Annotated in this window: 21 protein-coding genes, 2 tRNA genes and 1 pseudogene; 15 read left to right on the top strand and 9 right to left on the bottom strand. The window is 65.3% G+C overall.

The annotated features are described in order from the left end of the window. Positions 1–126: 126 nt before the first annotated feature. Positions 127–2,313 carry an excinuclease ABC subunit UvrB gene (gene uvrB / locus ACFSGJ_RS04010; protein WP_390259707.1) on the bottom strand — a complete coding sequence of 729 codons (2,187 nt, stop codon included), beginning with the start codon at positions 2,311–2,313 and terminating at the stop codon, positions 127–129. A gap of 138 nt (positions 2,314–2,451) precedes the next feature. Between uvrB and ACFSGJ_RS04005 the strand changes: the two genes are divergently transcribed. After that, positions 2,452–2,763, top strand: coding sequence for an ETC complex I subunit (locus ACFSGJ_RS04005; RefSeq protein WP_390259706.1), 312 nt, complete (start codon positions 2,452–2,454; stop codon positions 2,761–2,763). 59 nt (positions 2,764–2,822) lie between these two features. Then, positions 2,823–2,899: transfer RNA gene (locus tag ACFSGJ_RS04000), tRNA-Arg, on the top strand. 74 nt (positions 2,900–2,973) lie between these two features. On the opposite strand, the gene ACFSGJ_RS03995 is transcribed toward ACFSGJ_RS04000, so the two are convergent. Next, positions 2,974–3,480: a hypothetical protein gene (locus ACFSGJ_RS03995; RefSeq protein ID WP_390259705.1), complete on the bottom strand. Its 507-nt coding sequence runs from the start codon at positions 3,478–3,480 to the stop codon at positions 2,974–2,976. A gap of 187 nt (positions 3,481–3,667) precedes the next feature. On the opposite strand from ACFSGJ_RS03995, the gene ACFSGJ_RS03990 reads away from it, so the two are divergent. Continuing rightward, on the top strand, positions 3,668–4,570 hold the full coding sequence (locus tag ACFSGJ_RS03990; RefSeq protein WP_390259704.1) for a LysR family transcriptional regulator: 903 nt from the start codon (positions 3,668–3,670) through the stop codon (positions 4,568–4,570). 47 nt (positions 4,571–4,617) lie between these two features. Here ACFSGJ_RS03990 and serA read toward each other — a convergent pair whose 3' ends face one another. Together serA and ACFSGJ_RS03980 are read right to left on the bottom strand one after the other, a co-directional pair. Beyond that, positions 4,618–6,213 (bottom strand): phosphoglycerate dehydrogenase, encoded by a 1,596-nt coding sequence (gene serA / locus ACFSGJ_RS03985; protein ID WP_390259703.1) that lies wholly within the window; start codon positions 6,211–6,213, stop codon positions 4,618–4,620. A 40-nt stretch (positions 6,214–6,253) separates the two neighbouring features. Continuing rightward, positions 6,254–7,411: a phosphoserine transaminase gene (locus tag ACFSGJ_RS03980; RefSeq protein ID WP_390259702.1), complete on the bottom strand. Its 1,158-nt coding sequence runs from the start codon at positions 7,409–7,411 to the stop codon at positions 6,254–6,256. A gap of 153 nt (positions 7,412–7,564) precedes the next feature. On the opposite strand from ACFSGJ_RS03980, the gene serB reads away from it, so the two are divergent. After that, positions 7,565–8,443, top strand: coding sequence for a phosphoserine phosphatase SerB (serB, locus tag ACFSGJ_RS03975; protein WP_390259701.1), 879 nt, complete (start codon positions 7,565–7,567; stop codon positions 8,441–8,443). Between the two features lie 62 nt (positions 8,444–8,505). Further along, positions 8,506–9,264 carry a TSUP family transporter gene (locus ACFSGJ_RS03970; RefSeq protein ID WP_390260126.1) on the top strand — a complete coding sequence of 253 codons (759 nt, stop codon included), beginning with the start codon at positions 8,506–8,508 and terminating at the stop codon, positions 9,262–9,264. A 10-nt stretch (positions 9,265–9,274) separates the two neighbouring features. Here ACFSGJ_RS03970 and ACFSGJ_RS03965 read toward each other — a convergent pair. Further along, positions 9,275–9,350 (bottom strand) — tRNA-Ile (locus ACFSGJ_RS03965). 132 nt (positions 9,351–9,482) lie between these two features. On the opposite strand from ACFSGJ_RS03965, the gene purM reads away from it, so the two are divergent. The 3 genes from purM (at position 9,483) to rnd (ending at position 12,370) form a co-directional block, all read left to right on the top strand. After that, the gene (purM, locus tag ACFSGJ_RS03960; RefSeq protein ID WP_390259700.1) at positions 9,483–10,529 is read left to right on the top strand and encodes a phosphoribosylformylglycinamidine cyclo-ligase; all 1,047 of its coding nucleotides are present in this window, start codon (positions 9,483–9,485) and stop codon (positions 10,527–10,529) included. A gap of 7 nt (positions 10,530–10,536) precedes the next feature. Continuing rightward, complete coding sequence (gene purN, locus ACFSGJ_RS03955; protein ID WP_390259699.1) at positions 10,537–11,127, top strand: phosphoribosylglycinamide formyltransferase; 591 nt, start codon at positions 10,537–10,539, stop codon at positions 11,125–11,127. Between the two features lie 85 nt (positions 11,128–11,212). Further along, positions 11,213–12,370 (top strand): ribonuclease D, encoded by a 1,158-nt coding sequence (gene rnd, locus ACFSGJ_RS03950; protein WP_390259698.1) that lies wholly within the window; start codon positions 11,213–11,215, stop codon positions 12,368–12,370. Here rnd and ACFSGJ_RS03945 read toward each other — a convergent pair. Next, complete coding sequence (locus ACFSGJ_RS03945; protein WP_390259697.1) at positions 12,367–12,852, bottom strand: hypothetical protein; 486 nt, start codon at positions 12,850–12,852, stop codon at positions 12,367–12,369. The two genes, rnd and ACFSGJ_RS03945, sit on opposite strands and share 4 nt — an antisense overlap. Positions 12,853–12,978: 126 nt before the next feature. On the opposite strand from ACFSGJ_RS03945, the gene ACFSGJ_RS03940 reads away from it, so the two are divergent. Continuing rightward, entirely contained in the window at positions 12,979–13,407 is a 429-nt protein-coding gene (locus tag ACFSGJ_RS03940; protein WP_390259696.1) for a SufE family protein, read from the top strand. Here ACFSGJ_RS03940 and ACFSGJ_RS03935 read toward each other — a convergent pair. Beyond that, positions 13,404–15,683, bottom strand: coding sequence for an NADP-dependent malic enzyme (locus ACFSGJ_RS03935; protein WP_390259694.1), 2,280 nt, complete (start codon positions 15,681–15,683; stop codon positions 13,404–13,406). The genes ACFSGJ_RS03940 and ACFSGJ_RS03935 overlap by 4 nt on opposite strands. 135 nt (positions 15,684–15,818) lie before the next feature. Between ACFSGJ_RS03935 and ACFSGJ_RS03930 the strand changes: the two are divergent. From ACFSGJ_RS03930 to upp, 5 genes and pseudogenes are all read left to right on the top strand, one after another. Further along, positions 15,819–16,241: pseudogene (locus tag ACFSGJ_RS03930) on the top strand (cytidine deaminase); the annotation flags it as partial. Further along, positions 16,242–17,549, top strand: a complete 1,308-nt coding sequence (locus ACFSGJ_RS03925; protein ID WP_390259690.1) for a thymidine phosphorylase — start codon at positions 16,242–16,244, stop codon at positions 17,547–17,549. Beyond that, complete coding sequence (locus ACFSGJ_RS03920) at positions 17,549–18,772, top strand: phosphopentomutase (RefSeq protein WP_390259688.1); 1,224 nt, start codon at positions 17,549–17,551, stop codon at positions 18,770–18,772. The genes ACFSGJ_RS03925 and ACFSGJ_RS03920 overlap by 1 nt, the downstream gene beginning before the upstream one ends. An 11-nt stretch (positions 18,773–18,783) precedes the next feature. Beyond that, entirely contained in the window at positions 18,784–19,755 is a 972-nt protein-coding gene (locus tag ACFSGJ_RS03915; RefSeq protein ID WP_390260125.1) for an adenosine deaminase, read from the top strand. Next, positions 19,752–20,384, top strand: coding sequence for a uracil phosphoribosyltransferase (gene upp, locus ACFSGJ_RS03910; RefSeq protein ID WP_390259686.1), 633 nt, complete (start codon positions 19,752–19,754; stop codon positions 20,382–20,384). The genes ACFSGJ_RS03915 and upp overlap by 4 nt, the downstream gene beginning before the upstream one ends. 9 nt (positions 20,385–20,393) lie before the next feature. On the opposite strand, the gene ACFSGJ_RS03905 is transcribed toward upp, so the two are convergent. Beyond that, on the bottom strand, positions 20,394–21,416 hold the full coding sequence (locus tag ACFSGJ_RS03905) for a hypothetical protein (protein WP_390259684.1): 1,023 nt from the start codon (positions 21,414–21,416) through the stop codon (positions 20,394–20,396). Between the two features lie 248 nt (positions 21,417–21,664). On the opposite strand from ACFSGJ_RS03905, the gene ACFSGJ_RS03900 reads away from it, so the two are divergent. After that, the gene (locus ACFSGJ_RS03900) at positions 21,665–22,615 is read left to right on the top strand and encodes a DMT family transporter (RefSeq protein ID WP_390259682.1); all 951 of its coding nucleotides are present in this window, start codon (positions 21,665–21,667) and stop codon (positions 22,613–22,615) included. Here the strand turns inward: ACFSGJ_RS03900 and ACFSGJ_RS03895 are convergent. After that, positions 22,582–24,771 (bottom strand): 3-hydroxyacyl-CoA dehydrogenase NAD-binding domain-containing protein, encoded by a 2,190-nt coding sequence (locus ACFSGJ_RS03895; protein WP_390259680.1) that lies wholly within the window; start codon positions 24,769–24,771, stop codon positions 22,582–22,584. The two genes, ACFSGJ_RS03900 and ACFSGJ_RS03895, sit on opposite strands and share 34 nt — an antisense overlap. Position 24,772 lies beyond the last annotated feature (1 nt).

The raw sequence follows: 24,772 nt of genomic DNA, 5'->3' as shown, positions 1-24,772 counted from the left end.
TAAAGTCGCGAAAGCGCACCGGTTTTTGGCCCTGAATGGTGAACGCTGCGGCGATATACGATGTCCGCTTCAGTCGGCCTGATCCGCAGACTCGCCCAGTTTGTCCCGGAAAGGAACGGCCTTTGTTCAGCGCCCCCGGCGCCGTTTGTTCCCGCCCCGCTGGCCCGCGCGCCCTGCCGTGGACCGGCCGGATGCGCCTGCGGCCTCGACCGCCTCTTCCACGGCGGACTGGCGGGCAAGCGGATCGTCGGCCACGGCAAGTTCGACCGCCTCCAGCCGCTTGACCTCATCACGCAGGCGTGCGGCCTCTTCGAACTCGAGGTTCTCGGCAGCCTTGCGCATCTGGGTACGCAGGGCATCCAGATGGGCGGCAAGGTTCGATCCGACGAGCGGCTTGTCGACCTTGGCCGTGACCCGCGCCATGTCGGTGTCGCCTTGCCACAGGCCCGCCAGAACGTCCTCGACATTCTTCCTGACGGTCTGGGGGGTGATCCCGTGCTCCAGATTATAGGCCATCTGCTTTTCGCGACGGCGGTTCGTCTCGGCCATGGCGCGTTCCATGCTGCCGGTGATGCGGTCGGCATACATGATGACACGCCCCTCGGCATTCCGCGCCGCCCGCCCGATGGTCTGGATCAGCGAGGTCTCCGAGCGCAGGAACCCTTCCTTGTCGGCATCGAGAATTGCCACCAGCCCACATTCCGGAATGTCGAGCCCCTCGCGCAGCAGGTTGATGCCCACCAGCACGTCAAAGGCACCAAGCCGCAGGTCGCGCAGGATCTCGATCCGTTCGATCGTGTCGATGTCGCTGTGCATGTAGCGGACGCGAATGCCTTGTTCGTGTAGGTATTCGGTCAGATCCTCGGCCATGCGTTTGGTCAGGACGGTCGCCAGCGTCCGCATCCCCCGCGCCGAGACGCGCCGGATCTCGTCGAGCAGGTCATCGACCTGCATGTGAACGGGCCGGATCTCGACCTCCGGATCGATGAGGCCGGTCGGGCGGATCACCTGTTCGGTAAAGACGCCGCCCGCCTGCTCAAGCTCCCACGCGGCGGGGGTCGCGCTGACAAAGACCGATTGCGGGCGCATCGCGTCCCATTCCTCGAACTTGAGCGGGCGGTTGTCCATGCAGCTCGGCAGCCGGAAGCCATGTTCCGCCAGCGTGAACTTGCGCCGGTAGTCGCCCCTGTACATGCCGCCTATCTGCGGGACAGAGACGTGCGATTCATCGGCAAAGACGATGGCGTTGTCCGGAATGAATTCGAAAAGCGTCGGCGGCGGTTCGCCGGGCGCGCGGCCGGTCAAATAGCGCGAATAGTTCTCGATCCCGTTGCAGACGCCCGTCGCCTCCAGCATCTCCAGATCGAAATTCGTGCGCTGTTCCAGCCGCTGCGCTTCCAGAAGCTTGCCCTCGCCGACAAGCTGGTCGAGCCGCTGGCGCAGTTCACGCTTGATGCCATGGATCGCCTGCTGCATCGTCGGGCGCGGCGTCACATAGTGGCTGTTGGCATAGACCCGGATCTTGTCGAAGCGGTCGGTCTTTTGCCCCGTGAGGGGGTCGAATTCCGTGATGTCCTCCAGCTCTTCGCCAAAGAAGGAAAAGCGCCAGGCGCGGTCTTCGAGGTGGGCGGGCCAAAGCTCGATCACATCGCCACGCACCCGGAAGGAACCCCGCTGGAATCCGGCGTCGTTCCGGCGATATTGCTGCGCCACCAGTTCCGCGATCACCTGCCGCTGGTCATAGGTGCCGCCCCGGACAAGGTCCTGCGTCATGGCCGAATAAGTCTCGACCGAACCGATACCGTAGATACAGGACACCGAGGCCACGATGATCACGTCGTCACGTTCCAGCAGCGCCCGGGTGGCCGAGTGGCGCATCCGGTCGATCTGCTCGTTTATCTGGGATTCCTTCTCGATATAGGTATCGGACCGGGGCACATAGGCCTCGGGCTGGTAGTAGTCGTAATAGCTGACGAAATACTCGACCGCGTTGTCGGGGAAGAATCCCTTGAACTCCCCGTAAAGCTGGGCCGCGAGCGTCTTGTTCGGCGCAAGGATGATCGCAGGGCGCTGGGTCTCTTCGATCACCTTGGCCATGGTAAAGGTCTTGCCGGTCCCGGTGGCGCCCAAAAGGACCTGGTTCTGTTCCCCCGCAAGCACGCCCGAGGAAAGTTCCGCGATGGCGGTCGGCTGGTCGCCCGCGGGCCTGAATTCGGACTCCATCACAAAGCGGCGTCCGCCCTCCAGCTTGTCGCGCTGGATCTGCGGGCGGGCAGGGGTGTTCAATAGCGGGAGCGTCGATTCCTGATCCATGGCGTTAAGATGATCGCTTTTTGTTCAGGTTCAAGCATGTCTTTGAAGATGAAACCGACATCGCGGTTCCTGGAGGGTTCTTGGCTTGAATCCGCGCCCGCATCCCTGCTAAAGGAAGGACGAAACCGGAGCATCCCAATGCGCGCACGCATCTACAAACCCGCAAAGACGGCCATGCAGTCGGGAACGGCAAAGTCCAAGGCCTGGGTTCTGAAGTTTTCGCCCGCGACGCCACGCGGCGTCGATCCGCTGATGGGCTGGACCAGTTCGTCCGACATGCAGTCACAGGTCAGCCTGCGCTTTGCGACGCGCGAAGCCGCCGAGGAATATGCGCGCGAGCATGGGATCGAATACACCGTTCTGGAACCGAAAGAGCGCAAGCCGAATATCCGTCCGCTTGGCTATGGTGAGAATTTCGCCACCAACCGGCGCACCGTCTGGACGCATTAGTCCTGCTTGCATCCCCAGCCTTGCAATCCCCTGCGCAGGGCGGCAGAAGAAAGCCCAGCGGCCCCGTAGCTCAACTGGATAGAGCAGGCGACTTCTAATCGCCAGGTTGAGGGTTCGAGTCCTTCCGGGGTCGCCATTTCGCTGCGCGGATGTGCATATCATAGGCCGCCACCGGGTTTCCCGGGTGGCGGCATGTTCAGTCAGACCCGATCAGTCCTCCCAGCGCGTCAGTTGCTGCACAAGCTCGGCTGTGGTGTATTGCGTCGGATCAACCCCAAGCTGAGCGGCAAGCTGGGCTTTGCCACGGTTCACGGTCGCCAGATCCTCTGCCTGCCGGTTCCGGCCAGAGAGGATGAATTCCACCGTGACGGCATCGTTGTCGCGCCGGGCGACATGAAGCTGGATCAGCTCGGAGGTCGTGAACTCGGCCGGGTTCACGCCAAGCTGCGAGGAAAGCTGCGCTTTACCACGCGAGACGACATGGGAATTTGCCTGTGTCCGGTTCGCACCGCTCAGGATGAACTGTTCGCCCACGGCATCATTTTCGCGACGGGCCTCACCAAGCTGGATCAGCTCGGCCGTGGTGAACTGTCCGGCCGGAACACCGAGTTGCGCCTCAAGCTGCGACGCTGATCGGGCCGTGGCGGATGCATCGGATGCAAAGGCGGTGGTCGCTGCAAGCAGGGCTGCAGCATAGGTGATCGACTTCAGAAACATCATATGTCCTTACAGGTAGTCTTGTTGCATGGATGATGCGCGGCGCGATTTGTCCGTGGCTGGGATAATCCTGTTGCGATTATGCCGTCCGGAAGCTTCCCGCTTCATCATGTCAACGCAGATGGCTATAAGGCGCATCTGGAATTAGAGCCGGTTGCCGGAAAACACTGTTCGGAATATTGCAACAATGATCGACTTGAATCATCTGCGTGTGTTCGAGAGGGTCGCTGCCCATGGCAGTTTCAGCGCGGCCGCGCGCGAACTCGGCCTGCCCCGGTCCTCGGTCAGCCGGGCCATCTCGGCGTTGGAAGATACCTTGGGCGCGCGCCTCATGCAGCGTACCACCCGGGCCGTCAGGCTGACGGCTGCTGGGGCAGCGCTTCACGAACGTGCTGCTGTGATCATGGATGACCTCGAGACTGCCGTCCACGTTATCGAGGATCTGAACGCAACCCCCTCCGGTCCTCTCCGCATCAGCGCGGGTGTCCCGCTTGGAACACACCTGTTGGGGGACGCATTGCCGGTTTTCCTGGAGCGCTATCCCGATATCCGGGTCGACTTGCGGCTTGAAAATGCGCCGGTGAACCTGCTGGCCGAAAACATTGACGTGGCCGTCCGGATCGGTGACTTGCCTGACTCGAGCTTTGTCGCACAGCGGATCGGAATACTGGATCGCGTGCTCTGCGCCGCGCCCTCTTATCTGGATGCTTTCGGTCGCCCGGAGCGGCCCGAAGATCTGGCCGGTCACCGTATTGTCGATCTTCCCCCCGAGGAGGGTCGTTTCCGTATATGGGAACTGGCCGGCAAAGAGGGATCTGCGACTGTCCGCGTCGAGCCGACGGTGACGGTCGACAATGTCCTGACATTGCATCGCATAGTGCGGGGCGGGGCGGGAATCGCGATCACGGCCGGCAAGCTGTTCCACGAGGACGAGGCGGAAGGCGTGCTGGAGCGTATCCTTCCGGATTATGAGATTTCCTCGGTCCCCTTGTCGCTGATCTATCCCAGTCGCAAGGGGCTTTCCCCGGCCGTGCGCGCGTTTGCGGATTTCATGCGGGAACTCGGGGCATCCAAACCCGTGCGTTGCTAGGGGCACGGCGCGCCGCCCCGCAAGGCGACGCGCCATAGCGTGTCCGGTCAGGCGACCTCGAACACCAATGGCCGGATCTGACGAAACACGCCGGTCGCCGCAAGATCGTCCAGCGCCTTTTGCGACACAGGTTCGTCGAGATACAGTAGCGCGATCGCGTCCTTGCCCACCCCGGACCTGCCAAGGGTAAAGTTCGCGATGTTCACCCCGTTCTCGCCCAGGGTGCGGCCAAGCGTGCCGATGATGCCCGGCACGTCCTCATTGGTGGTGTAGAGCATGTTCGCGCCGATCTCGGCGTCGATGGTGATGCCCTTGATCTGGATGAAACGCGGCTTGCCGTCGCTGAAGACCGTTCCGGCGATGGAACGCTCGCGCGTTTCGGTCACGACGGTCATCTTCATATAGGCATCGAAGACGCCCGATTTCTCTTGCCGCGTGGTGGAAATCTGCACGCCGCGTTCGCGGGCGATGACCGGGGCCGAAACCATGTTCACGTCCGGATTGGTGGCCTTCATGATCCCGGCGATTGCCGCCGCATTGAGCGCCTGCAGGTTCATCGTGGCGACGGTGCCGTCGTAAAGGATGTTGATCGCCTTGATCGGCTCATCCGTCATCTGGCCGATAAAGGCGCCCAGATGCTGCGAGAGCTTGACCCACGGCCCCATCACCGCCGCTTCCTCGGCCGTGACCGACGGCATGTTGAGCGCATTCTGAACCGCGCCGGTCAGCAGATAGTCCGACATCTGCTCGGCCACCTGCAGCGCCACATTCTCCTGCGCCTCGGTGGTCGAGGCCCCCAGATGCGGCGTGACGACCACGTTCGGCAGATGGAAAAGCGGGCTGTCGGTCGCGGGCTCGGTCTCGAACACGTCAAAGCCCGCGCCGGCGACGTGACCCGATTTCAGCGCCTCGGCCAGCGCCGCCTCATCCACCAGCCCGCCGCGCGCGCAGTTGATGATCCGGACGCCCTTCCTGGTCTTGGCGAGGTTCTCCTTCGACAGGATGTTCCTGGTCTTGTCGGTCAGCGGCACATGCAGGGTGATGAAATCGGCGCGGGCGAGCAGTTCGTCCAGTTCGACCTTGGTCACGCCCATGGCGGTGGCACGTTCCTCGCTCAGGAACGGGTCATAGGCCACGACCTTCATGTGCAGCCCGAGCGCGCGGTCGCAGACGATGCCGCCGATGTTGCCGGCGCCGATCACGCCCAGCGTCTTGTTGAAAAGCTCCACGCCCATGAAGCGGTTCTTTTCCCACTTGCCGGAATGGGTCGAGCTGCTCGCCTCGGGCAGTTGGCGCGCGACGGCGAACATCATTGCGATGGCGTGTTCCGCGGTGGTGATCGAGTTGCCGAAGGGCGTGTTCATCACGATCACGCCTTTTTTCGAGGCGGCGGGGATGTCCACGTTATCGACACCGATGCCGGCGCGGCCGATCACCTTGAGGTTGGTCGCGGCCTGCAGCACCTTTTCCGTCACCTTGGTGGCGGAACGGATGGCGAGGCCGTCATACTGGCCGATGACCTCCAGCAGCTTGTCCTTGTCCTTGCCGAGGTCGGGCAGGTAATCGACCTCGACGCCGCGGTCGCGGAAGATCTGGACGGCGGTTTCCGAAAGCTTGTCGGATACGAGTACTTTGGGTGCCATTGTCAGGCTCCTTGGAAATTCGTCTGGGAAGGGACTGGCTTCAGGCTGCTGCCTGAAGCGCCGCGATCTCGGCCTGAAAGGCCCACTCGATCCAGGGCATCAGCGCCTCCAGATCGGCCGTCTCGACGGTCGATCCGCACCAGATCCGAAGGCCGGGGGGTGCATCGCGATAGGCGCCGATATCAAGGGCCACGCCCTCTTTCTCCAGCCGTTTGGCAACGGCCTTGGCAAAACCCGCGCCGTCGGTGATGCGGGGATCGGTGAACTTCAGGCAGACCGAGGTGGTCGAGGCCGTCGCCGGATCATTGGCGAGGTTCGCAACCCAGTCGTGCCGGGCCACGAAATCGGCCACCACGGCAGCATTGTCCGCGGCACGCTTCACCAGCGCCGGCAGGCCGCCGATGGATTTCGCCCAGTTCAGCGCCACCAGATAATCCTCGACCGCGAGCATCGAGGGCGTGTTGATGGTTTCGCCGACAAAGATGCCTTCGATCAGCTTGCCGCCCTTGGTCATGCGGAAGATCTTGGGCAGCGGCCAGGCGGGGGTGTAGGTTTCCAGCCGTTCCACGGCGCGGGGCGACAGGATCAGGATGCCGTGCGCACCTTCGCCGCCAAGCACCTTCTGCCAGCTGAACGTCACGACGTCGAGCTTGTCCCATGGCAGCTCCATTGCAAAGGCCGCCGAGGTTGCATCACAGATCGTCAGGCCGGCACGGTCGGCAGGAATCGCGTCGCCGTTCGGCACGCGCACGCCCGAGGTGGTGCCGTTCCAGGTAAAGACCACGTCGCGGTCGAAATCGACCTGCGCGAAGTCGACAATGTCACCGTAGTCGGCAGTGCGGACGGTCGCATCCAGCTTCAGCTGCTTGACCACGTCCGTGACCCAGCCTGCGCCAAAGCTCTCCCACGCCAGCATCTCCACGCCGCGTGCGCCCAGAAGCGACCACAAGGCCATTTCCACGGCGCCCGTGTCCGAACCCGGCACGATGCCGATGCGGTAATCGGCGGGAACGCCCAGAACCTCGCGCGTGAGGTCAATGGCCTGCTTCAGCTTGGCCTTGCCAACGGCGGCACGATGCGAACGGCCCAGCGGCGCGTCGGCAAGCATGTCCAGCGAGAAGTTGGGGATCTTGGCACAGGGGCCAGAGGAAAAACGCGGATTAGCCGGCCGCGTGGCCGGGATCGTCAGATCGGTCATGGTATCCTTCCAGATAAACGCCCCTCGTTGGGGAGGGGTGTCCCACTGCGGGGCATACGGGGCGACGCGCGCTGGCACAAGCGGGAAAATTGCGCTACTGCGCCGCTTGTGCCCCCGAAAACGACGCGGGCGTTCACTATCGGAAACTTCCTCATGTTCACTGCCGTCCTGCTTGCCAGCCCCGCCCGCGCCGATCTTGACCGTGAAACGGTGGAAAGCCTTCGCAACGCCTGGGGCGGAGGCGATGCCCTTTGGCTGAACCCCGGCATCGCCGCCGAATTCCCGCTGGAGGCCATGCCCGCCAACCGGTGGGAGGTGTGGGAGAGGCTTCAGGCCATGGGCATCGACCTCTGCGTGGTTCCGACCGAAGGCCGGCGCAAGAAGATGCTGCTGGCCGATATGGACAGCACGATGATCGGGCAGGAATGCATCGACGAACTGGCGGATGAGGCGGGGGTAGGGGCCTACGTCGCCTCGATCACCGCGCGCGCGATGAATGGCGAGTTGGATTTCGAGGACGCGCTGCGCGAACGGGTGGCGTTGCTGAAGGGGCTCGACCTGTCGGTAATCGACCGGGTTCTGGAAAGCCGCATCACCTTCACGCCGGGGGGGGGCGAGTTGATCGCGACCATGCAGGCCAATGGCGGCTATGCGGCGCTGGTGTCGGGGGGCTTTACCGCCTTCACCGCCCACGTGGCCCGCGAACTGGGCTTTGACGAAAACCGTGCCAACACGCTTGTTGTGGACGGGGGCGTTCTGGCCGGAACGGTGGGCGAGCCGATCCTCGGACGCGCCGCCAAGGTCACCGCGCTCGAAGAAATCACCACCCGCCTTGGCATCACCCCGGACGACGCGATCGCCGTGGGTGACGGCGCGAATGACCTCGGGATGCTGCATCGGGCGGGGATGGGCGTGGCGCTGCATGCCAAGCCTGTCGTGGCCGCGGAATGCGATATCCGGATCAATCACGGCGACCTGACGGCGCTCCTCTATGTGCAGGGCTATCACAGCCGGGACTTCCGCACCCGCTGAGCCCTTTACTTTGGCGCACAAGGGGCAGAAGAGCCTGCGGCACGTTCCGGGGCCCTCTCATGCTGTTCGAAGTCACCTTTCATATCCTGCTCTTGCTGCTTTGCGCAGCCTTCGTGGCGGGTTTCGTCGATTCCATCGCGGGGGGTGGCGGGCTGATAACCGTGCCTGTGCTGCTCCTCGCCGGGGCCAACCCTGTCGAGGCGCTCTCGACGAACAAGGTTCAGGGCATCTTCGGGTCAGGCACGGCGGCCCTGTCCTATGCGGCGCGGGGGCATGTGGATCTCCGGCGTCAGGCGCGCGTGGCGCTGATCGCATTTTTCGCGGGGGTGCTTGGCGCTTTTCTGGCGACCGTTGTGCCGACCGACCTGTTGCGGCTGGGGTTGCCGGTTATCCTCGTGGGCATCGCCGCCTTTTTCGCCTTCAAGCCCGGTCTCGATGACCTCGACCGGGCCGAACGGCTGACCCCGCCGGTCCTGGCGGTCACCGCGGTGCCCCTGATCGCCGCTTATGACGGGCTGCTGGGGCCAGGGGCGGGGGCGTTCTACATGATCGCCTTTGTGACGCTGTCGGGCTACGGCGTCCTCAAGGCGACCGCCCATACCAAGCTTCTGAACTTCGCCTCGAACCTCGGCGGGCTGGCAGCCTTTGCCGCCTATGGTGCCCCGTGGTGGGCGACCGGCGTCGCGATGGGACTGGCGCAGATGGCGGGCGCGCGCGTGGGCTCGATCGTCGCGATGCATATCGGCGCAAGGATCATCAAGCCGCTGCTGGTCGTTACCTCGACGATCCTCGCCCTGCGGCTGATCTGGGACATGCTGTGACGACGTCGACTGGTAGGCCCGGAGGGATTCGAACCCCCAACCAAGGCGTTATGAGCGCCCTGCTCTGACCATTGAGCTACAGGCCCGGCCAAGGGATGCCTACGCCAGATCGGCAGGCAGGGTCAAGGTCATGGTCGCGGCGCCACTGCCGGACCATTGCCGGGGCGGTCCAGATCGTCTAAGGGGCGGCAGGATTTCATGCCGAAAGGAACCCAGCCATGACCGAGGGCAAGAACGGGCTGAGCTATGCGGATGCGGGCGTCGATATCGACGCAGGAAATGCGCTGGTCGAACGGATCAAGCCTGCGGCCCGCCGCACCGCGCGGCCCGGCACCATGTCGGGCCTGGGTGGCTTTGGGGCGCTTTTCGATCTGAAGGCTGCGGGCTATGACGACCCGATCCTTGTGGCGGCGACCGATGGCGTGGGCACCAAGCTGCGGATCGCCATCGACACCGGTCATCTGGATACGATCGGGATCGACCTAGTGGCGATGTGCGTGAACGATCTGGTCTGTCAGGGCGCCGAGCCGCTGTTCTTCCTCGACTACTTTGCGACCGGAAAGCTGGAACTGGATCAGGCGACCCGGATCATCAGCGGTATCGCGGATGGCTGCGCGGCAACGGGCTGCGCGCTGATCGGCGGTGAAACCGCCGAGATGCCGGGCATGTATCACGGCGGCGACTTCGACCTTGCGGGCTTTGCCGTGGGCGCGATGGAACGCGGCGCCGACCTGCCCGCAGGGGTGACCGAGGGCGACGTGCTGCTCGGGCTGGCCTCGGACGGGGTTCATTCGAACGGCTATTCCCTTGTGCGCAAGGTCGTGGAACTTGCGGGGCTTGGCTGGACCGACGCGGCACCTTTCGCGAAAGGAACGCTGGGCGAGGTGCTTTTGCAGCCCACGCGGCTTTATGTGAAACCTGCGCTGGCGGCGGTGCGGGCGGGCGGCGTTCGCGCACTGGCCCATATCACCGGCGGCGGCCTGACCGAAAACCTGCCCCGTGTCCTGCCTGACGATCTCGGCGCGGAAATCGACCTCGGGTCCTGGGATCTGCCGCCGGTATTCCGCTGGCTCGCCGAAACCTCGGGAATGTCCGAGGCAGAGCTTCTGAAGACCTTCAACGCCGGCATCGGCATGGTTCTCGTCGTGGCGGCGGACCGGGCAGAGGCCCTGGCCGCGCTACTGGCGGATGCGGGCGAGACGGTGTTCCGGCTGGGCGCGTTGCGCCCCGGCGCGGGTGTGCAGTATCGCGGCCGCCTGCTGTGAGCGTCGCGTGGTAAAACGTGTCGCCATCCTGATCTCGGGCGGCGGGTCGAACATGCTTGCCCTCGCCCGCGACATGCAGGGCGATCATCCCGCGCGCCCGGTTCTTGTGGCCTCCAACGATCCGGATGCGGCGGGGCTTGCCCGCGCGGCCGCACTGGGGATCGCCACGGCTGCTGTGGATCACCGGCCCTTTGCGGGCGACCGCGCGGCGTTCGAGGCGGAATTGCTGCGGCCGATCCTTGCAGTGGAACCCGATATCCTCTGCCTTGCGGGCTTCATGCGCGTTCTCACCGCCGGCTTCGTGCGCCGTTTCGAGGGGCGCATGCTCAACATTCACCCCTCGCTCCTGCCGAAATACAAGGGCCTGCACACTCATTCCCGCGCAATCGCGGCGGGCGATGCCGAGGCAGGTTGCACCGTGCATGAGGTGACGGCAGCCTTGGATGACGGGCCGATCCTGGGGCAGGCGCGGCTTGCCATCCGCCCGCAGGACACGCCCGACACGCTGGCCCGACGGGTGCTGGAACTCGAACACCGGCTTTACCCGGCCGTCCTGCGCCGCTTTGCCCAAGGGGACCGGGGGCGGCTGGATCTCTGACCGCTTTTCTTTGCGGCGCGAACGTCCTAAGCAGGATCAGCCCGCCTGGATCAACGCCTTGCCTGCCGCAGAGAAAAGTAGACTGATGAAAACGATCACGACGACCGAAGAGCTTGCCGCCTTTTGCGAGGCGGCCAAGGCGCAGCCCTATGTGACGGTCGATACCGAGTTTCTGCGGGAACGGACCTATTACTCCAAGCTCTGCCTCGTGCAGATGGCGCTGCCCGGGAAGACCGGTGAGGCGGTGCTGGTGGACCCGCTGGAAGGCGATCTGTCGCTCGAACCGCTCTACGACCTCTTCCGGCATGAGGGGACGGTGAAGGTCTTTCACGCCGCGCGGCAGGATCTGGAAATCTTCTTTGTCGAGGGGAATGTCTTTCCCACGCCCTTGTTCGACACGCAAGTGGCGGCCATGGTCTGCGGGTTCGGCGATCAGGCGGGCTATGAGACGCTGGTGAAAAAGATCGCCAAGGCGCCGCTCGACAAGACCTCCCGCTTCACCGACTGGTCCCGCCGTCCGCTGTCAGAGGCGCAAAAGGCCTACGCGCTGGCGGATGTGACGCATCTTCGGGTCATCTACGAATATCTGTCCGCCCAGATCCAGCGTGCCGGACGCCAGAAATGGGTCGAGGAAGAACTGGCCGTTCTGACCGATCCCGAGACATATACCGTCCGCCCGGAAGAAGCCTGGCTGCGCGTCAAGACGCGCACGACCTCGGGGAAATTCCTTGCCGTGGTCAAGGAACTCGCCCGCTTCCGCGAGGAATATGCCCAACGCGAAAACGTCCCGCGCAGCCGTGTCTACAAGGACGATGCGCTGGTCGAGCTTGCCTCGACCCGTCCCGCCAACCATGAGGAACTGGGCCGGTCACGCCTTTTGTTGCGCGAAGGCCGGCGCGGAGAGATCGCCGAGGGTATCCTTGCCGCAGTAAAGGCCGCAGCCGCGATGAAGCCCGAAGATTACCCCAAACCCGATCTGGCGCGCGAGCAGATGCAGGTCAATCCCGCCCTCGCCGATCTGTTGCGCGTTCTCCTCAAGGCCAAGTCCGAGGAGTCGGGCGTGGCAGCGAAACTCCTCGCCTCTTCGGGGGATCTCGATGCGATCGCGGCAGGCGAACGTGACCTGCCCGCGCTGCGCGGTTGGCGCCATGAGGTGTTTGGCGAGGACGCCCTGCGCCTCTGCCGGGGCGAGATCGCGCTTTCGGCCAAAGGCAATGCGGTGCGGGTGGTGAACCTGCGCTAGCGTCCGCTGCTGCGCGACGCGGTCGATCCCAGCACGGTGATCTGGCGCACCCCGGCAAGCCGGCTGTCCGGGACATAGGCCGCCGCCGTCACAAGCCGCGATTGCGGCGTCGAAACCGCCGATGGCGTAAGCGGTGGCAGGGCGACAAACCGGAAGGTCATGACACCGTCAACGGGACGCCCGTCGTTTTCCGGCACCAGTGCCGCCTCCCAATAGCCTTGGGTCGGCTGCAGCGCGGTCGCCCGGACGATCACGCCGCCGGGCATCGGCTCGACCGACATCTGCGTGACCTCTGCCACAAGCGGACGCGCGTCGGCCTCGGCCACGCGAAAACCGCCCGGGGGTTCAAGGGTGCCCGGCGCGCTGCGGCTGCCACCACCACCACCGAACCAGTTGAGCGGGTTGGCGCGTGATTCGCGGACCGAGCTGCAGGCGCTCAGAACCATCAGGGCTGCCATGGCAGCAAGAAGCGGCTTGGTCATCCGAGGCCCTCTGTCCCATTCCGATGCCCTTGCCTAGCGGAAAGCGGTGCAGTTGAAAAGTCGTCTCGGCTGGACCTTCCGGCCTCGCGCGCTTAGGTGAGAAGCCAGTGTGACGGAGAGAACAGCATGGCCACGACCGCATTCGAAGAAATCGCCGAGACCTTCGAATTCCTGGATGACTGGGAAGACCGCTATCGCCACGTCATCGAACTGGGCCGCGCGATGGAGCCCTTGCCGGCAGCCCTTCAGGTTCCCGCAACCAAGGTCGAGGGCTGTGCAAGCCAGGTCTGGATCGTGCCCCGGATCGAGGGGCAGGGCAGTGCCGCGCGCTTTCACTTCCAGGGCGACAGCGACGCGATGATCGTCCGGGGTCTGATCGCGATCCTGCACGCGCTTTACGACGGCCTGACCGCGGCCGAGGTGCTGGAGGTCGATGCCACTGCCGAGATGGGGCGTCTGGGGCTCAACGAACATCTGTCGTCACAGCGGTCAAACGGGCTCCGCGCGATGGTCGCGCGGATCCGCAGCCTTGCCGGGGCGACGGCCGCAGCCTAGCCGTATTGTGCGACGGGGGTTCCCGCCAGCGCGGACATGTTCAGCAGGCCCCGCACGGTGATCGACGGCGTCACGATATGCGCGCGGTTGCCCATGCCCATCAGGATCGGGCCGACCTCCAGCCCTTGGGCGCGCATTTTCAGGATGTTGCGCGTGGCACCGGCTGCGTCCGTGCTCGCAAAGACCAGAACGTTTGCCGCACCCTCGAAGCGCGCGTTCGGGAAGATGCGGGCGCGCAGCTCGGCATCGAGTGCCACATCCACCGACATCTCGCCTTCGTAGGAGAAATCGGGCCGCAAATCGTCCAGCATCGCGCCTGCCGCCCGCATCCGGCGGGCCGACCCTGTGTCGAGGTTGCCGAACTGCGACTGGGAACAGAGCGCGATCTTGGGCTCGATCCCGAAGCGGCGCACGTGCCGGGCGGCCCCGATCACCGTGTCGCGGATCTGTTCGGGCGTCGGTTCCGGATGCACCTGGGTGTCCGCGATGAAAAGCGGCCCCTCTTCCTGAATGATCAGGCTGAGCGCGCCGACCGGGCGCAGCCCGCCCCGCCCGAGGACCTGTTCCACATAGCGCAGATGCCACAGGAACTGCCCGTAGGTGCCGCAGATCATGCTGTCCGCCTCGCCGCGATGCACCATGACGGCCGCGATGGCGGTCGAGTTGGTGCGCAGGACCGAACGCGCGATGTCAGGGGTCACGCCCTGCCGCTCCATCAATCCGTGATAGGTTTCCCAGTAGTCGCGGTAACGCGGGTCGTTTTCCGGGTTCACGATCTCGAAGTCCCGTTCCGGCAGGATCGGAAGGCCCGCCCGTTCCGCGCGGCGGGCGATCACTTCGGGGCGGCCGATCAGGATCGGAACTTCGGTCGTTTCTTCCATCATCGCATGTGCGGCCCGCAGCACGCGTTCATCCTCACCCTCGGCAAAGACGATCCTGCGCGAGGCCGAGCGCGCCGCCTCGAAGACCGGCCGCATGATCAGGGCGGACCGGAACACCGATCCGTCGAGCTTTTCCTTGTACGCCGCCAGATCGTCAAGCGGGCGAGTGGCCACACCCGATGCCATCGCCGCGCCCGCGACGGCACTTGCGACAACGCCCATGAGCCGCGGGTCGAACGGTTTGGGGATGAGGTAGTCCGCGCCGAAGGTCAGTTGTTCGCCCTGATAGGCCGCTGCCGCCTCGGCGCTGGTCGTGGCGCGGGCGAGCCGCGCGATGCCGTCGACACAGGCCAGCGCCATGTCGTCATTGATCGTAGTCGCGCCCACATCCAGCGCGCCGCGGAAAATAAACGGAAAGCACAGGACGTTGTTGACCTGGTTCGGATAGTCGGACCGGCCGGTCGCGATGATCGCGTCGGGGGCGACCCCTCGCACCAGTTCAGGGGTGATTTCCGGGGTGGGGTTCGCCAGGGCAAAGATGATCGGGCGCTGCGCCATCCGGGCGACCATGTCCGGCGAAAGGACGCCGGGACCGGAAAGACCCAGGAAAAGATCGGCGTGATCGATGACCTGATCGAGCGTCCGAAGGTCGGATGCCTGCGCATAGGCGGCCTTCTGCGGGTTCATGTCCTCGGCCCGGCCCTCATAGACCAGCCCGTTGAGATCGCAGAGCCACACGTTTTCCCGTCGCACACCCAGCTTGAGCAGCATGTTGAGGCAGGCGATACCCGCGGCACCCCCGCCGGTCGAGACGACCTTGATATCCTCGAACCGCTTGCCCGCCACATGAAGCGCGTTGGTCGCGGCGGCGCCGACGACGATTGCGGTTCCATGCTGGTCGTCGTGAAAGACCGGGATGTTCATCCGTTCACGGCACAGACGTTCGACGACAAAACAGTCGGGGGCCTTGATGTCCTCAAGGTTGATGGCGCCGAACGTGGGTTCCAGTGCGCAGACGATATCGGCAAGCCGTTCCGGGTCGCTCTCGTTCACCTCGATGTCAAAGCAGTCGATATTGGCGAACTTCTTGAAGAGGACGGCCTTGCCCTCCATCACCGGTTTCGACGCCAGCGCGCCGATATTGCCGAGGCCCAGGACCGCCGTTCCGTTGGACACCACGGCGACAAGGTTGCCGCGCGCCGTGTAGCGGCTAGCAGTATGGGGGTCTGCCTTGATCTCCAGGCAGGCTTCGGCCACGCCGGGGGAATAGGCCCGCGACAGATCGCGCCCGTTGGCCAGCGGCTTGGTCGCGCGAACTTCCAGTTTTCCCGGTTTGGGAAATTCGTGATAGTCCAGCGCCGCCTGACGCGCGTTGTCCTGTCTGGCCTCGTCCATCGCAGCCCCCGCGGTTTGTTCAATGTTAAACCATTCCCGACCGGAGTAGCGGCAAAGCCCCGCTGGTGGCAAGAGGCGCCAGAGGATATGGGTGGCGGGAAGTGGCCCACTTGAAACGCCGCGGCCAAGGACGCACAGTCGGACAGCAAAAGCCGGAGTTCGCCAATGTCCCTTCTCGATGCTGCCCGTTCCGTTCGGGAAAACGCCTATGTCCCCTATTCCCGCTTTAAGGTGGGCGCCGCGATCCGCGCGGCCTCGGGGATGATCTATTCGGGGTGCAACGTGGAAAACGTGGCCTATCCCGAAGGGACCTGCGCCGAGGCCGGCGCGATTTCGGCCATGGTCGCGGCCGGCGAGACGCGGATAGAAGAGGTGGTGGTGATCGCCGACAGCCCCTTGCCGGTTTCGCCCTGCGGTGGGTGCCGTCAGAAGATCGCCGAATTTGCGGGACCCTCCGTCAAGGTCACGATGACCACGCTGGAGGGAAACAGCCAGACACTGACCGTGGCCGAGCTATTGCCCGGGGTGTTCACGCAGGAACATATGGAACGCGCCTGAATGGACGCCCGTTCAACCATTGCGGCGATCCGCGCGGGTCGCGATCCCGGCCGGCCGTCGCTTGAGGCATTCGCCGGGGGGCTCGCCAGCGGCGCCGTGACCGATGCACAGGCCGGGGCCTTTGCGATGGCCGTCTGCCTGCGCGGCCTTTCTTCGGAGGGGCGCGTGACGCTGACCCGCGCGATGCGCGACAGCGGCCAGATCCTGCGCTGGGACCTGCCGGGGCCAGTGCTTGACAAACACTCGACGGGCGGTGTGGGGGACTGCATCTCGCTTTTGCTTGCGCCAGCCATGGCGGCTTGCGGCGCCTATGTGCCGATGATTTCCGGGCGCGGGCTGGGCCATTCCGGCGGCACGCTGGACAAGCTGGAATCGATCCCGGGGTATCGCGCCGATGTGACGGTGGAAAAGCTGCGGCAGGTGGTCGGCGACTATGGCTGCGCGATTGTCGCGGCGACGCAGGATCTCGCGCCGGCGGATCGACGGCTTTATGCCATCCGCGACGTCACGGCGACGGTCGAGAGCGTCGATCTCATCACCGCGTCGATCCTGTCGAAAAAGCTCGCCGCCGGGTTGGAGGGGCTGGTGCTTGACGTCAAGGTCGGGACCGGGGCCTTCATGCAGACGATGGCCGAGGCCGAGGCGCTGGCCACCGCGCTGGTGGAAACGGCCCAGGGTGCGGGCTGCATGACGCGGGCGCTGATCACCGACATGAACCAGCCGCTGGCCACCGCAATCGGCAACGCGCTGGAGGTGTCCGAGGTCATGGAGACCCTGACCGGCGTCGCCGTCAATCACGACCTGTGGGATCTGACCACCGATCTGGGGGGCGAGTTGCTGGCGCTGGGCGGGCTTGCGGCGGATGCCGAGGATGGCGCGGGCCGCATCGCGACGGTGCTGGAATCGGGCCTCGCCGCCGAACGGTTCGGCGCGATGATCGCGGCGATGGGCGGGCCCACGGATTTTGTCGACCGCTGGCCGGACCGTCTGCCATCGGCCCCGGTGGTCAGGGAGGTCGCGGCCCCGCGAGACGGCTTCGTGACTGCGATCGATGCGGCGGCGATCGGGCTGTCGGTTGTCGGTCTGGGCGGGGGGCGCCAGCGCGAAGGCGACAGGATCAACCCCTCGGTCGGGCTTTCGGAACTCGCGGCCCTTGGCGAAGAGGTGTCCGAGGGCGCGCCCCTCTGCCTGGTTCACGCGGCAAGCGAGGCCGACGCGGAGCGCGCGGCGGTAGCGATCCGGGCCGCCTATGGGTTCGGCGAAAGCCCTTTGCCCGAGGGTGATCTCGTACTGAAAAGGATCGGCTGATGGCGCGGGCGTTTCTGGTCGTGATGGACAGCGTCGGATGCGGCGGCGCACCCGATGCCGCCGATTACGGCAATGCGGGCGCCAATACGCTGGGTCATATCGCGGCAGCCTGTGCGGATGGTCGCGCGGATGAGGGGCGGCAGGGTCCGCTGGCCGTGCCGCATCTCGACGGGTTGGGGTTGGGCGCAGCGATAGAGCTCGCGTCCGGTGTCGCCCCGCCGGGACTCGGGGCCGCGCCATCCGGCCTTTGGGGCGCGGCGACCGAACAGTCGCGCGGCAAGGACACGCCGTCGGGCCATTGGGAACTGGCGGGGGTTCCCGTGCCGTGGGACTGGCATTACTTTCCGCAGGAAGGACCTGCCTTTGACGCCGAACTCGTCGCGGCGGTATCGGCGGCGGCGGGAACCGACGGGATCCTCGGGAACTGCCATGCCTCGGGCGTGCCGATCATCGAGGCGCTGGGCGAGGCGCATATCGGCAGCGGCTGGCCGATCTGCTATACCTCTGCCGACAGCGTGTTTCAGATCGCGGCGCATGAGGAACATTTCGGCCTGGATCGTCTGCTGCACCTGTGCGAGACGCTTGCGCCCCGCCTCCACGCGATGCGCGTCGGGCGTGTGATCGCGCGGCCCTTCACCGGCGAACCGGGCAGCTTTCACCGGACAGGGAACCGGCGCGACTATGCCATTGCCCCCCCTGCGCCGACGCTGCTTGACTGGGTTCAGGCCGCGGGGGGTGTGACCCATGCCGTCGGCAAGATCGGCGACATATTCGCCCATCGCGGGATCAGCCACCTGTACAAGGGGCCGGACGATGCATCGCTTGCCGCCCATCTGCGGAACCTTGTCGACACGGCCGGGGAAGGGTCGCTGACCTTTGCGAATTTTGTGGAGTTCGACAGTCTTTATGGCCACAGGCGCGATGTTGCCGGTTATGCGCGTGCGCTCGAATGGTTCGACGGGCAGGTGGGTGAAGTCCTCTCGCGGCTGCGGCCGGACGACCTGTTGATCCTGACGGCGGATCATGGCAACGACCCGACCTGGCGCGGCACGGACCATACGCGGGAACGGGTGCCGGTTCTCGTGGCGGGCGGTCGCGGTGCCGGGCGCGATGCCGGTCCGGCTGCGCGCGGGCTGGGGCACGTCGCCTTTGCCGATGTCGCGGCGTCAATCGCGGCGCATCTTGGGATCGCGGCACCGCCGCCGGGAAGGAGCTTTCTTTGAACACGCGCGACATGCCAAAGGTCGAACTGCATCTCCATCTGGAAGGCGCGGCGCCCCCTGCCTTTATCCGAGGTCTGGCGAAAGAGCGCGGCATCGACATATCGGGCATTTTCGACGCGGCCGGAAATTACCGCTATGACGGGTTCGGCGAATTCCTGAAGGTCTATGAGGCCGCGACCGAGCCGTTGCGGTCGCCGCAGGATTATTACCGCCTGACCCGCGCGGTGCTGGCAGAAAGCGCGGCCCACGGGGTGATCTATAGCGAGACATTTCTGTCGCCGGATTTCTGCGGCGGGGCGGATCTCGCGGCGTGGAAGGAATACCTCCATGCGATGCAAGAGGCCGCGGCCGAGGCCGAGGCGGCAGACGGCATCATCCTGCGCGGCATCGTCACCTGCATCCGCCATTTCGGCCCCGACCGCGCGCGTGCCGTCGCCCGTTGCGCCGCCGAGACGGCGGGCGACTGGATCACCGGCTTTGGCATCGCGGGCGACGAACTGGCGGGGAAACCCGCGGATTTCGCCTGGTCCTTCGACATGGCGCGCGAGGCCGGGTTGCGTCTGACCGCCCATGCGGGCGAATGGCAGGGACCGGACGGCATCCGCGACGCGCTGCGGGATTTGCGGGTCGAGCGGATCGGCCATGGCGTCCGTGCAATCGAGGATCTGGCGCTGGTCGACGAACTGGCAGAAAACGGCGTGGTGCTGGAGGTCTGCCCGGGCTCGAACGTCGCCCTTGGCGTCTGTCGCGACTGGCGCGCCCATCCCATCGGGCGGCTTTTCGACCGCGGGGTCAAGGTGACCGTCTCGACCGACGACCCGCCGTTTTTCCACACCACCATGAGCCATGAGTTCGACCGCCTTGCCGAAACGTTCGACTGGGACGCGGGCGTTTTTGCCACCCTGAACCGGACCGCCGCCGAGGCCGCATTTTGTGATGAAGAGACCCGCGCGCGGGTTCTCAAGCAACTGGAGACCGCATGACCGAGCATCTGACCGTCGTCCGCCACCCGCTGGTGCAGCACAAGCTGACGATCATGCGGGACAAATCCACCTCTACCGCCGGATTCCGGCAGTTGCTGCGCGAAATCAGCCAGTTGCTGGCCTATGAGGTCACGCGCGATCTGGAGCTTACCACCCGGTCGATCGACACGCCGATCTGCGAAATGGACGCCCCGGCGCTGCGGGGCAAAAAGCTCGCCCTGATCTCGATCCTGCGGGCCGGGAACGGGCTTCTCGACGGGGTGCTGGAACTCATCCCCTCGGCGCGGGTGGGCTATGTCGGGCTTTACCGCGACGAAGAGACACTGCAGCCGGTCCAGTATTACTACAAGGTGCCGGATGAGCTTGAAGACCGGCTGGTGATCGCCCTCGATCCGATGCTGGCGACAGGCAATTCCTCGGTCGCGGCCATCGACCTGCTGAAAAAGTCGGGGGCGCGCAACATCCGCTTCCTCTGCCTGCTGGCGGCGCCCGAAGGCGTTGCACGGATGAAAGAGGCGCATCCGGATGTCCCGATCATCACCGCAGCGCTGGACGACCGCCTGAACGAAAAGGGCTACATCGTGCCGGGGCTCGGCGATGCCGGTGACCGGATGTTCGGGACCAAGTAAGGCCCGTCCTCAGCCGTTGCAGATGCCCTGCAGGCTCACCCAGTCTTCATCGCCAAGGACAGGGCGGGGCGGAACAGTGCGGAACGGATCGCCCACCACAAGCGGGAGCGTATGGTCCCCCGCCGGGTCCACGGCCTGCGCATAGGGCGTCGTGGGCACGCCTGCGGCCTCCATCCGCCGCAGGAATTCCTCGGCCTCTACCGGCGCGGCGCTGTCCGCAATCACCTTGTTGCCGTAGCCGCGCAACGCGGTATCCGGCAAATTACCGGTCGTCAAAAGCTGGACGGTCGCACGAAGTCCCGCGCTCCGCAGCACGGGGATCAACGGATCATTTGCATCCGCGCGCAGCCGTTCTGCGATCAGATGACCCGCCGCCACCTCGGGTGTGTCATGCCCCATCAGCAGATCATTTCCGATCAGAAGGTGCCGTCCCGGAAGATGCGCGGTCGCCGCCAGCCCTTCGTTGATGACCACGATCTCGCCGCCCTCGGGCCCGAACAGCCGGTCGCGCAGCCGCCCCGCCGCGCGCAGTCCCAGCGGGCTGCGGCAGCTCAGCGCGCCGTTGCGGGCCATGTCCTGCAGGATGCGCTGCCCGATCTCGACCCGCTTGGCATAGGGCACGACCGAGGCCGTATGGGCCACCAGCGCGCCCGGCAGCCAAAAGACCGCAAGCCCGACAAGGGTCGCGGCGATCAGGGCAAATGTGATCAGCCGTCCGCGCCCGCCGCGGGCCTGCCGCTGCTGGGCGACGACCCCGCGCACCTTTTCCAGCGCCGCGATCATCGTGTCGTCCTCGATCTCGACACTTTCGCCAGCCTCGATGCCGGGTGCATAAAGCGCCGGCGTCTCGCCCGGGTTGACCCGTTCCACCGCCGGAAGCGACCAGTGCGTCAGCGCCCGCCCCGACTGGAAATCCGAGATGACAAGGCTCGCTTCCCCGAACGAGACGACCACGTTGCGGCGCTGCGCCTCTGGCGTCTCGCGCCAGAGCCCCACGGTTTCGAGCCTTTGATACTGCCTGAGTGCGGTCATCGACCGGGGGGGCCTGCTGCCTGCCTTGTTTTTCATGCCGCACGATAGCCCAGCCGGGCAGCCCCCTGCAATCACCTGCGGTATCGCCGCAGTTACCTTGAGACAGCACGCCAGCGAAGCTCTGGTTCCACATCCGGCACAAGATGTCGTAAACAATCATGACGGGAACAGAGGGGCGCGTTAGAAAGTGCTGTCAGCGCCGTGCCGGATCGAGCCAGGGCACGCCAGGAAGAACTCAGGGACGAAATATGGAAAACAGGGTTCTGGCCGCTGCCGGGCTGGTTTGCCTCGGCTGCCTCATCATCGGCTTCACCGACAATTATGTCAGGGTGATCGCGGCCGAGGCCGGGATATGGCAGTTCCACCTGATCCGCTCGCTGATGGCGCTGCCTATCATGGCGCTTGTGGCGCGGATGATGGGGCAAGGGCTCTGGCCCCGGCGCGTCCGGCCCGTCCTGTTGCGCAGTCTCTTTGCCGCAAGCTCGATGTTCATCTATTTCGGCTGCCTCGCGCTGATGCCGATCGGAGAGGTGGTGGCCGGTCTCTATACCGCGCCGATCTTCGTGCTGCTGATCTCGGCGCTGGTCTATGGCGAACGGATCGGGCCCTGGCGCATCTTTGGCGTCATCCTCGGGTTTGCGGGCATCCTGATCATCCTGCGGGTGGATCAGGTCGCGCTGTCACCGTTGTCGCTCATGCCCGTACTGGCCGGGTTTCTTTATGCGATCGGCAATATCGGCACGCGCCGCTGGTGCGCCGGCGAAGGCGCCCTGACGCTCAATGCGGGCTTTTTCCTCTTCATGGGAATCGGCGGCGCCATCGGGGCGATGGTGCTGGGCATCCTGCCCGTGGCGGCACCCGACGGGCCAGAGGGGTTCGTGCTGCGCGGCTGGGTCATGCCCTCGGCCACGTTCTTTTTCTGGACCTTCGTTCAGGCGGTCGGATCGCTGGTGGGCGTGGCGCTTGTGATCCGCGGCTACCAGATCGCCGAGGCGTCCTATGTCGCGGTGTTCGAGAACGCGCTTCTGGTCTTTGCGGTCTTCTGGGCGCTGGTGCTGTGGGGCGAGGTGCCGAGCCTCTCGGCGCTGATCGGGATGGCCGCGATTGCCGGGGCCGGCACCCTGATCGCGCTGCGCCGGGACAGGCCCGGCGCAGCGATATCGGATCAGGCAGCGCGCGCCGGGGCGAACCGGCTGTAGAACGTCTCACCCCGCGCGGCCATGTCGCGCAGCAGGTCGGGCGCGTGGAAGCGGCTGCCATGGCGGGCCTCCAGCCCGTCGCAGATCTCGACCGCGCGCGCCGGGCCGATCATGTCGAGCCATGAAAACGGCCCGCCGGACCACGGCGCGAAGCCCCAGCCAAGGATCGCGCCGACATCGCCTTCGCGGATATCGGTCAGAACGCCATCCTCCAGCGCCCGCACCGCCTCCAGGACCTGCGCGAACAACAGCCTGTGCTGCACCTCGGTCAGTTCGGGCTGTTCCCTGCGGGGAAATCGCTCTGACAGACCCGGCCAGAGGCCTTCGCGCTTGCCGTCGCCGCCATAGGCATAGAACCCGGCGCCGGCCTTGCGGCCCATGCGGCCCTGATCTGCCATCCAGAAGATCACCTCATCCACCTCGCCGTCCGGATAGGCATCACCCATTGCGGCCCGGGTCGCACGGGCGATCTTGGCGCCCAGCTCGATCGAGGTCTCATCGACCAGTTGCAACGGACCGAGCGGCATCCCCACCAGCTTGGCGGCGTTTTCCACGAGAACGGGGTTCACGCCCTCTTTGACCATCCGCATCCCTTCGTTGAGATAGGGGATGATGCAGCGGTTGGCATAGAAGAAGCGGGCGTCGTTCACCACGATCGGGGTCTTGCGGATCTGGCGCACGAAATCGAGTGCCTTGGCCACCGCGCGGTCGCCGGTTTCGCGACCCCGGATGATCTCGACCAGCATCATCTTGTCGACCGGGCTGAAGAAGTGGATGCCGATGAACTGGGCGGGGCGCTGCGACGCCTTGGCCAGATCGCTGATCGGCAGGGTGGAGGTATTGGTGGCAAAGATGCAGTCCTCGCCCACAGCGGCCTCGGCCCGGGCGGTCACCTCGGCCTTGACCTTCGGGTCCTCGAACACGGCCTCGACGATCAGGTCGCAACCGTCAAGGGCTGCGTAATCGGTCGTGGCGGTGATGCGGGCCAGCACCTCGTCCTTCTTTTCGGGCGTGACCTTCTTGCGGCTGATCCCCTTGTCGAGCAGCGCGGCGGAATGGGCCTTGCCCTTGTCCGCCGCCTCTTGCGCAGCGTCGATCAGCACCACCTCGATCCCGGCATTGGCAGAGACATAGGCGATGCCTGCCCCCATCATGCCGGCGCCCAGAATCCCCACCTTTCGGACGGTCTGTTCCGGCTGGTCAGGACGCACCGCGCCTTTTTCCAGCGCCTCCTTGTTCAGGAAGAGGCTGCGGATCATGGCGCTGGACGACGGGTTCATGAGCACGTTGGTGAACCAGCGCGCCTCGATCTTCAGCGCGGTGTCAAAGGGCACCATCGCCCCTTCATAGACCGCGGACAGCAGCGCCTTGGCGGCCGGATAGACCCCCATCGTCTTGCCGTTCACCATCGCGCTGGCGCCGACAAAGGTCATGAACCCGGCCGGATGGTAGGGCGCGCCGCCGGGCAGCTTGAACCCCTTCTGGTCCCAGGGTTTGACGATATCGGCGTCCTTGGCCCCCAGAACCCAGTCGCGGGCGCGCTGCAGCAACTCCCCGTGCGGGACGACCTCGTCGATCACGCCTGCGGCGCGCATCTTCCTGGGTTCCTGCATCTTGCCTTCCAGAAGGAAGGGCGCGGCGCCCATCGCGCCAAGCTTGCGCACCAGCCGGGTGGTGCCACCCGCGCCCGGAAAGATGCCGACCATGATTTCCGGCAGGCCGATGCGTGCCTTCGGGTTGTCGGCGGCGAAGATGCGATGACAGGCGAGCGGTATTTCCAGCCCGATGCCCGCCGCTGTGCCGGGCAGGGCGGCGGCAATCGGTTTGCCGCCCTTCAGCGTCTTGGCGTCCATGCCCGCGCGCTCGATCTTCCGCAGGATACGGTGGATCTGCATGATGCCGTCAAAGATGCCTTGGGCCGGGTTTTCACCCTGCCGCATCCCGGCGAGGACGTTCAGGTCCATGCCCCCGGCGAAATCCTTCTTGCCGCTGGTGACGATGATGCCCTTGACGGCCTCATCGGCGAGGGCCGTGTCGATATGGGCGTCAAGCTCGCGGAAGCCCTCCATCGACATGACGTTCATCGACTTGCCGGGCACGTCCCAGGTGATGATGGCCACGCCGTCGGCGTCCAGATTGTAGTGAAACTCGGTCATG

Source organism: Halodurantibacterium flavum (genome assembly GCF_042681825.1).
Classification (GTDB): domain Bacteria; phylum Pseudomonadota; class Alphaproteobacteria; order Rhodobacterales; family Rhodobacteraceae; genus Halodurantibacterium; species Halodurantibacterium flavum.
Note: the sequence above shows the minus strand (reverse complement) of the source record. Positions and strands in the feature narration are given on the sequence as shown.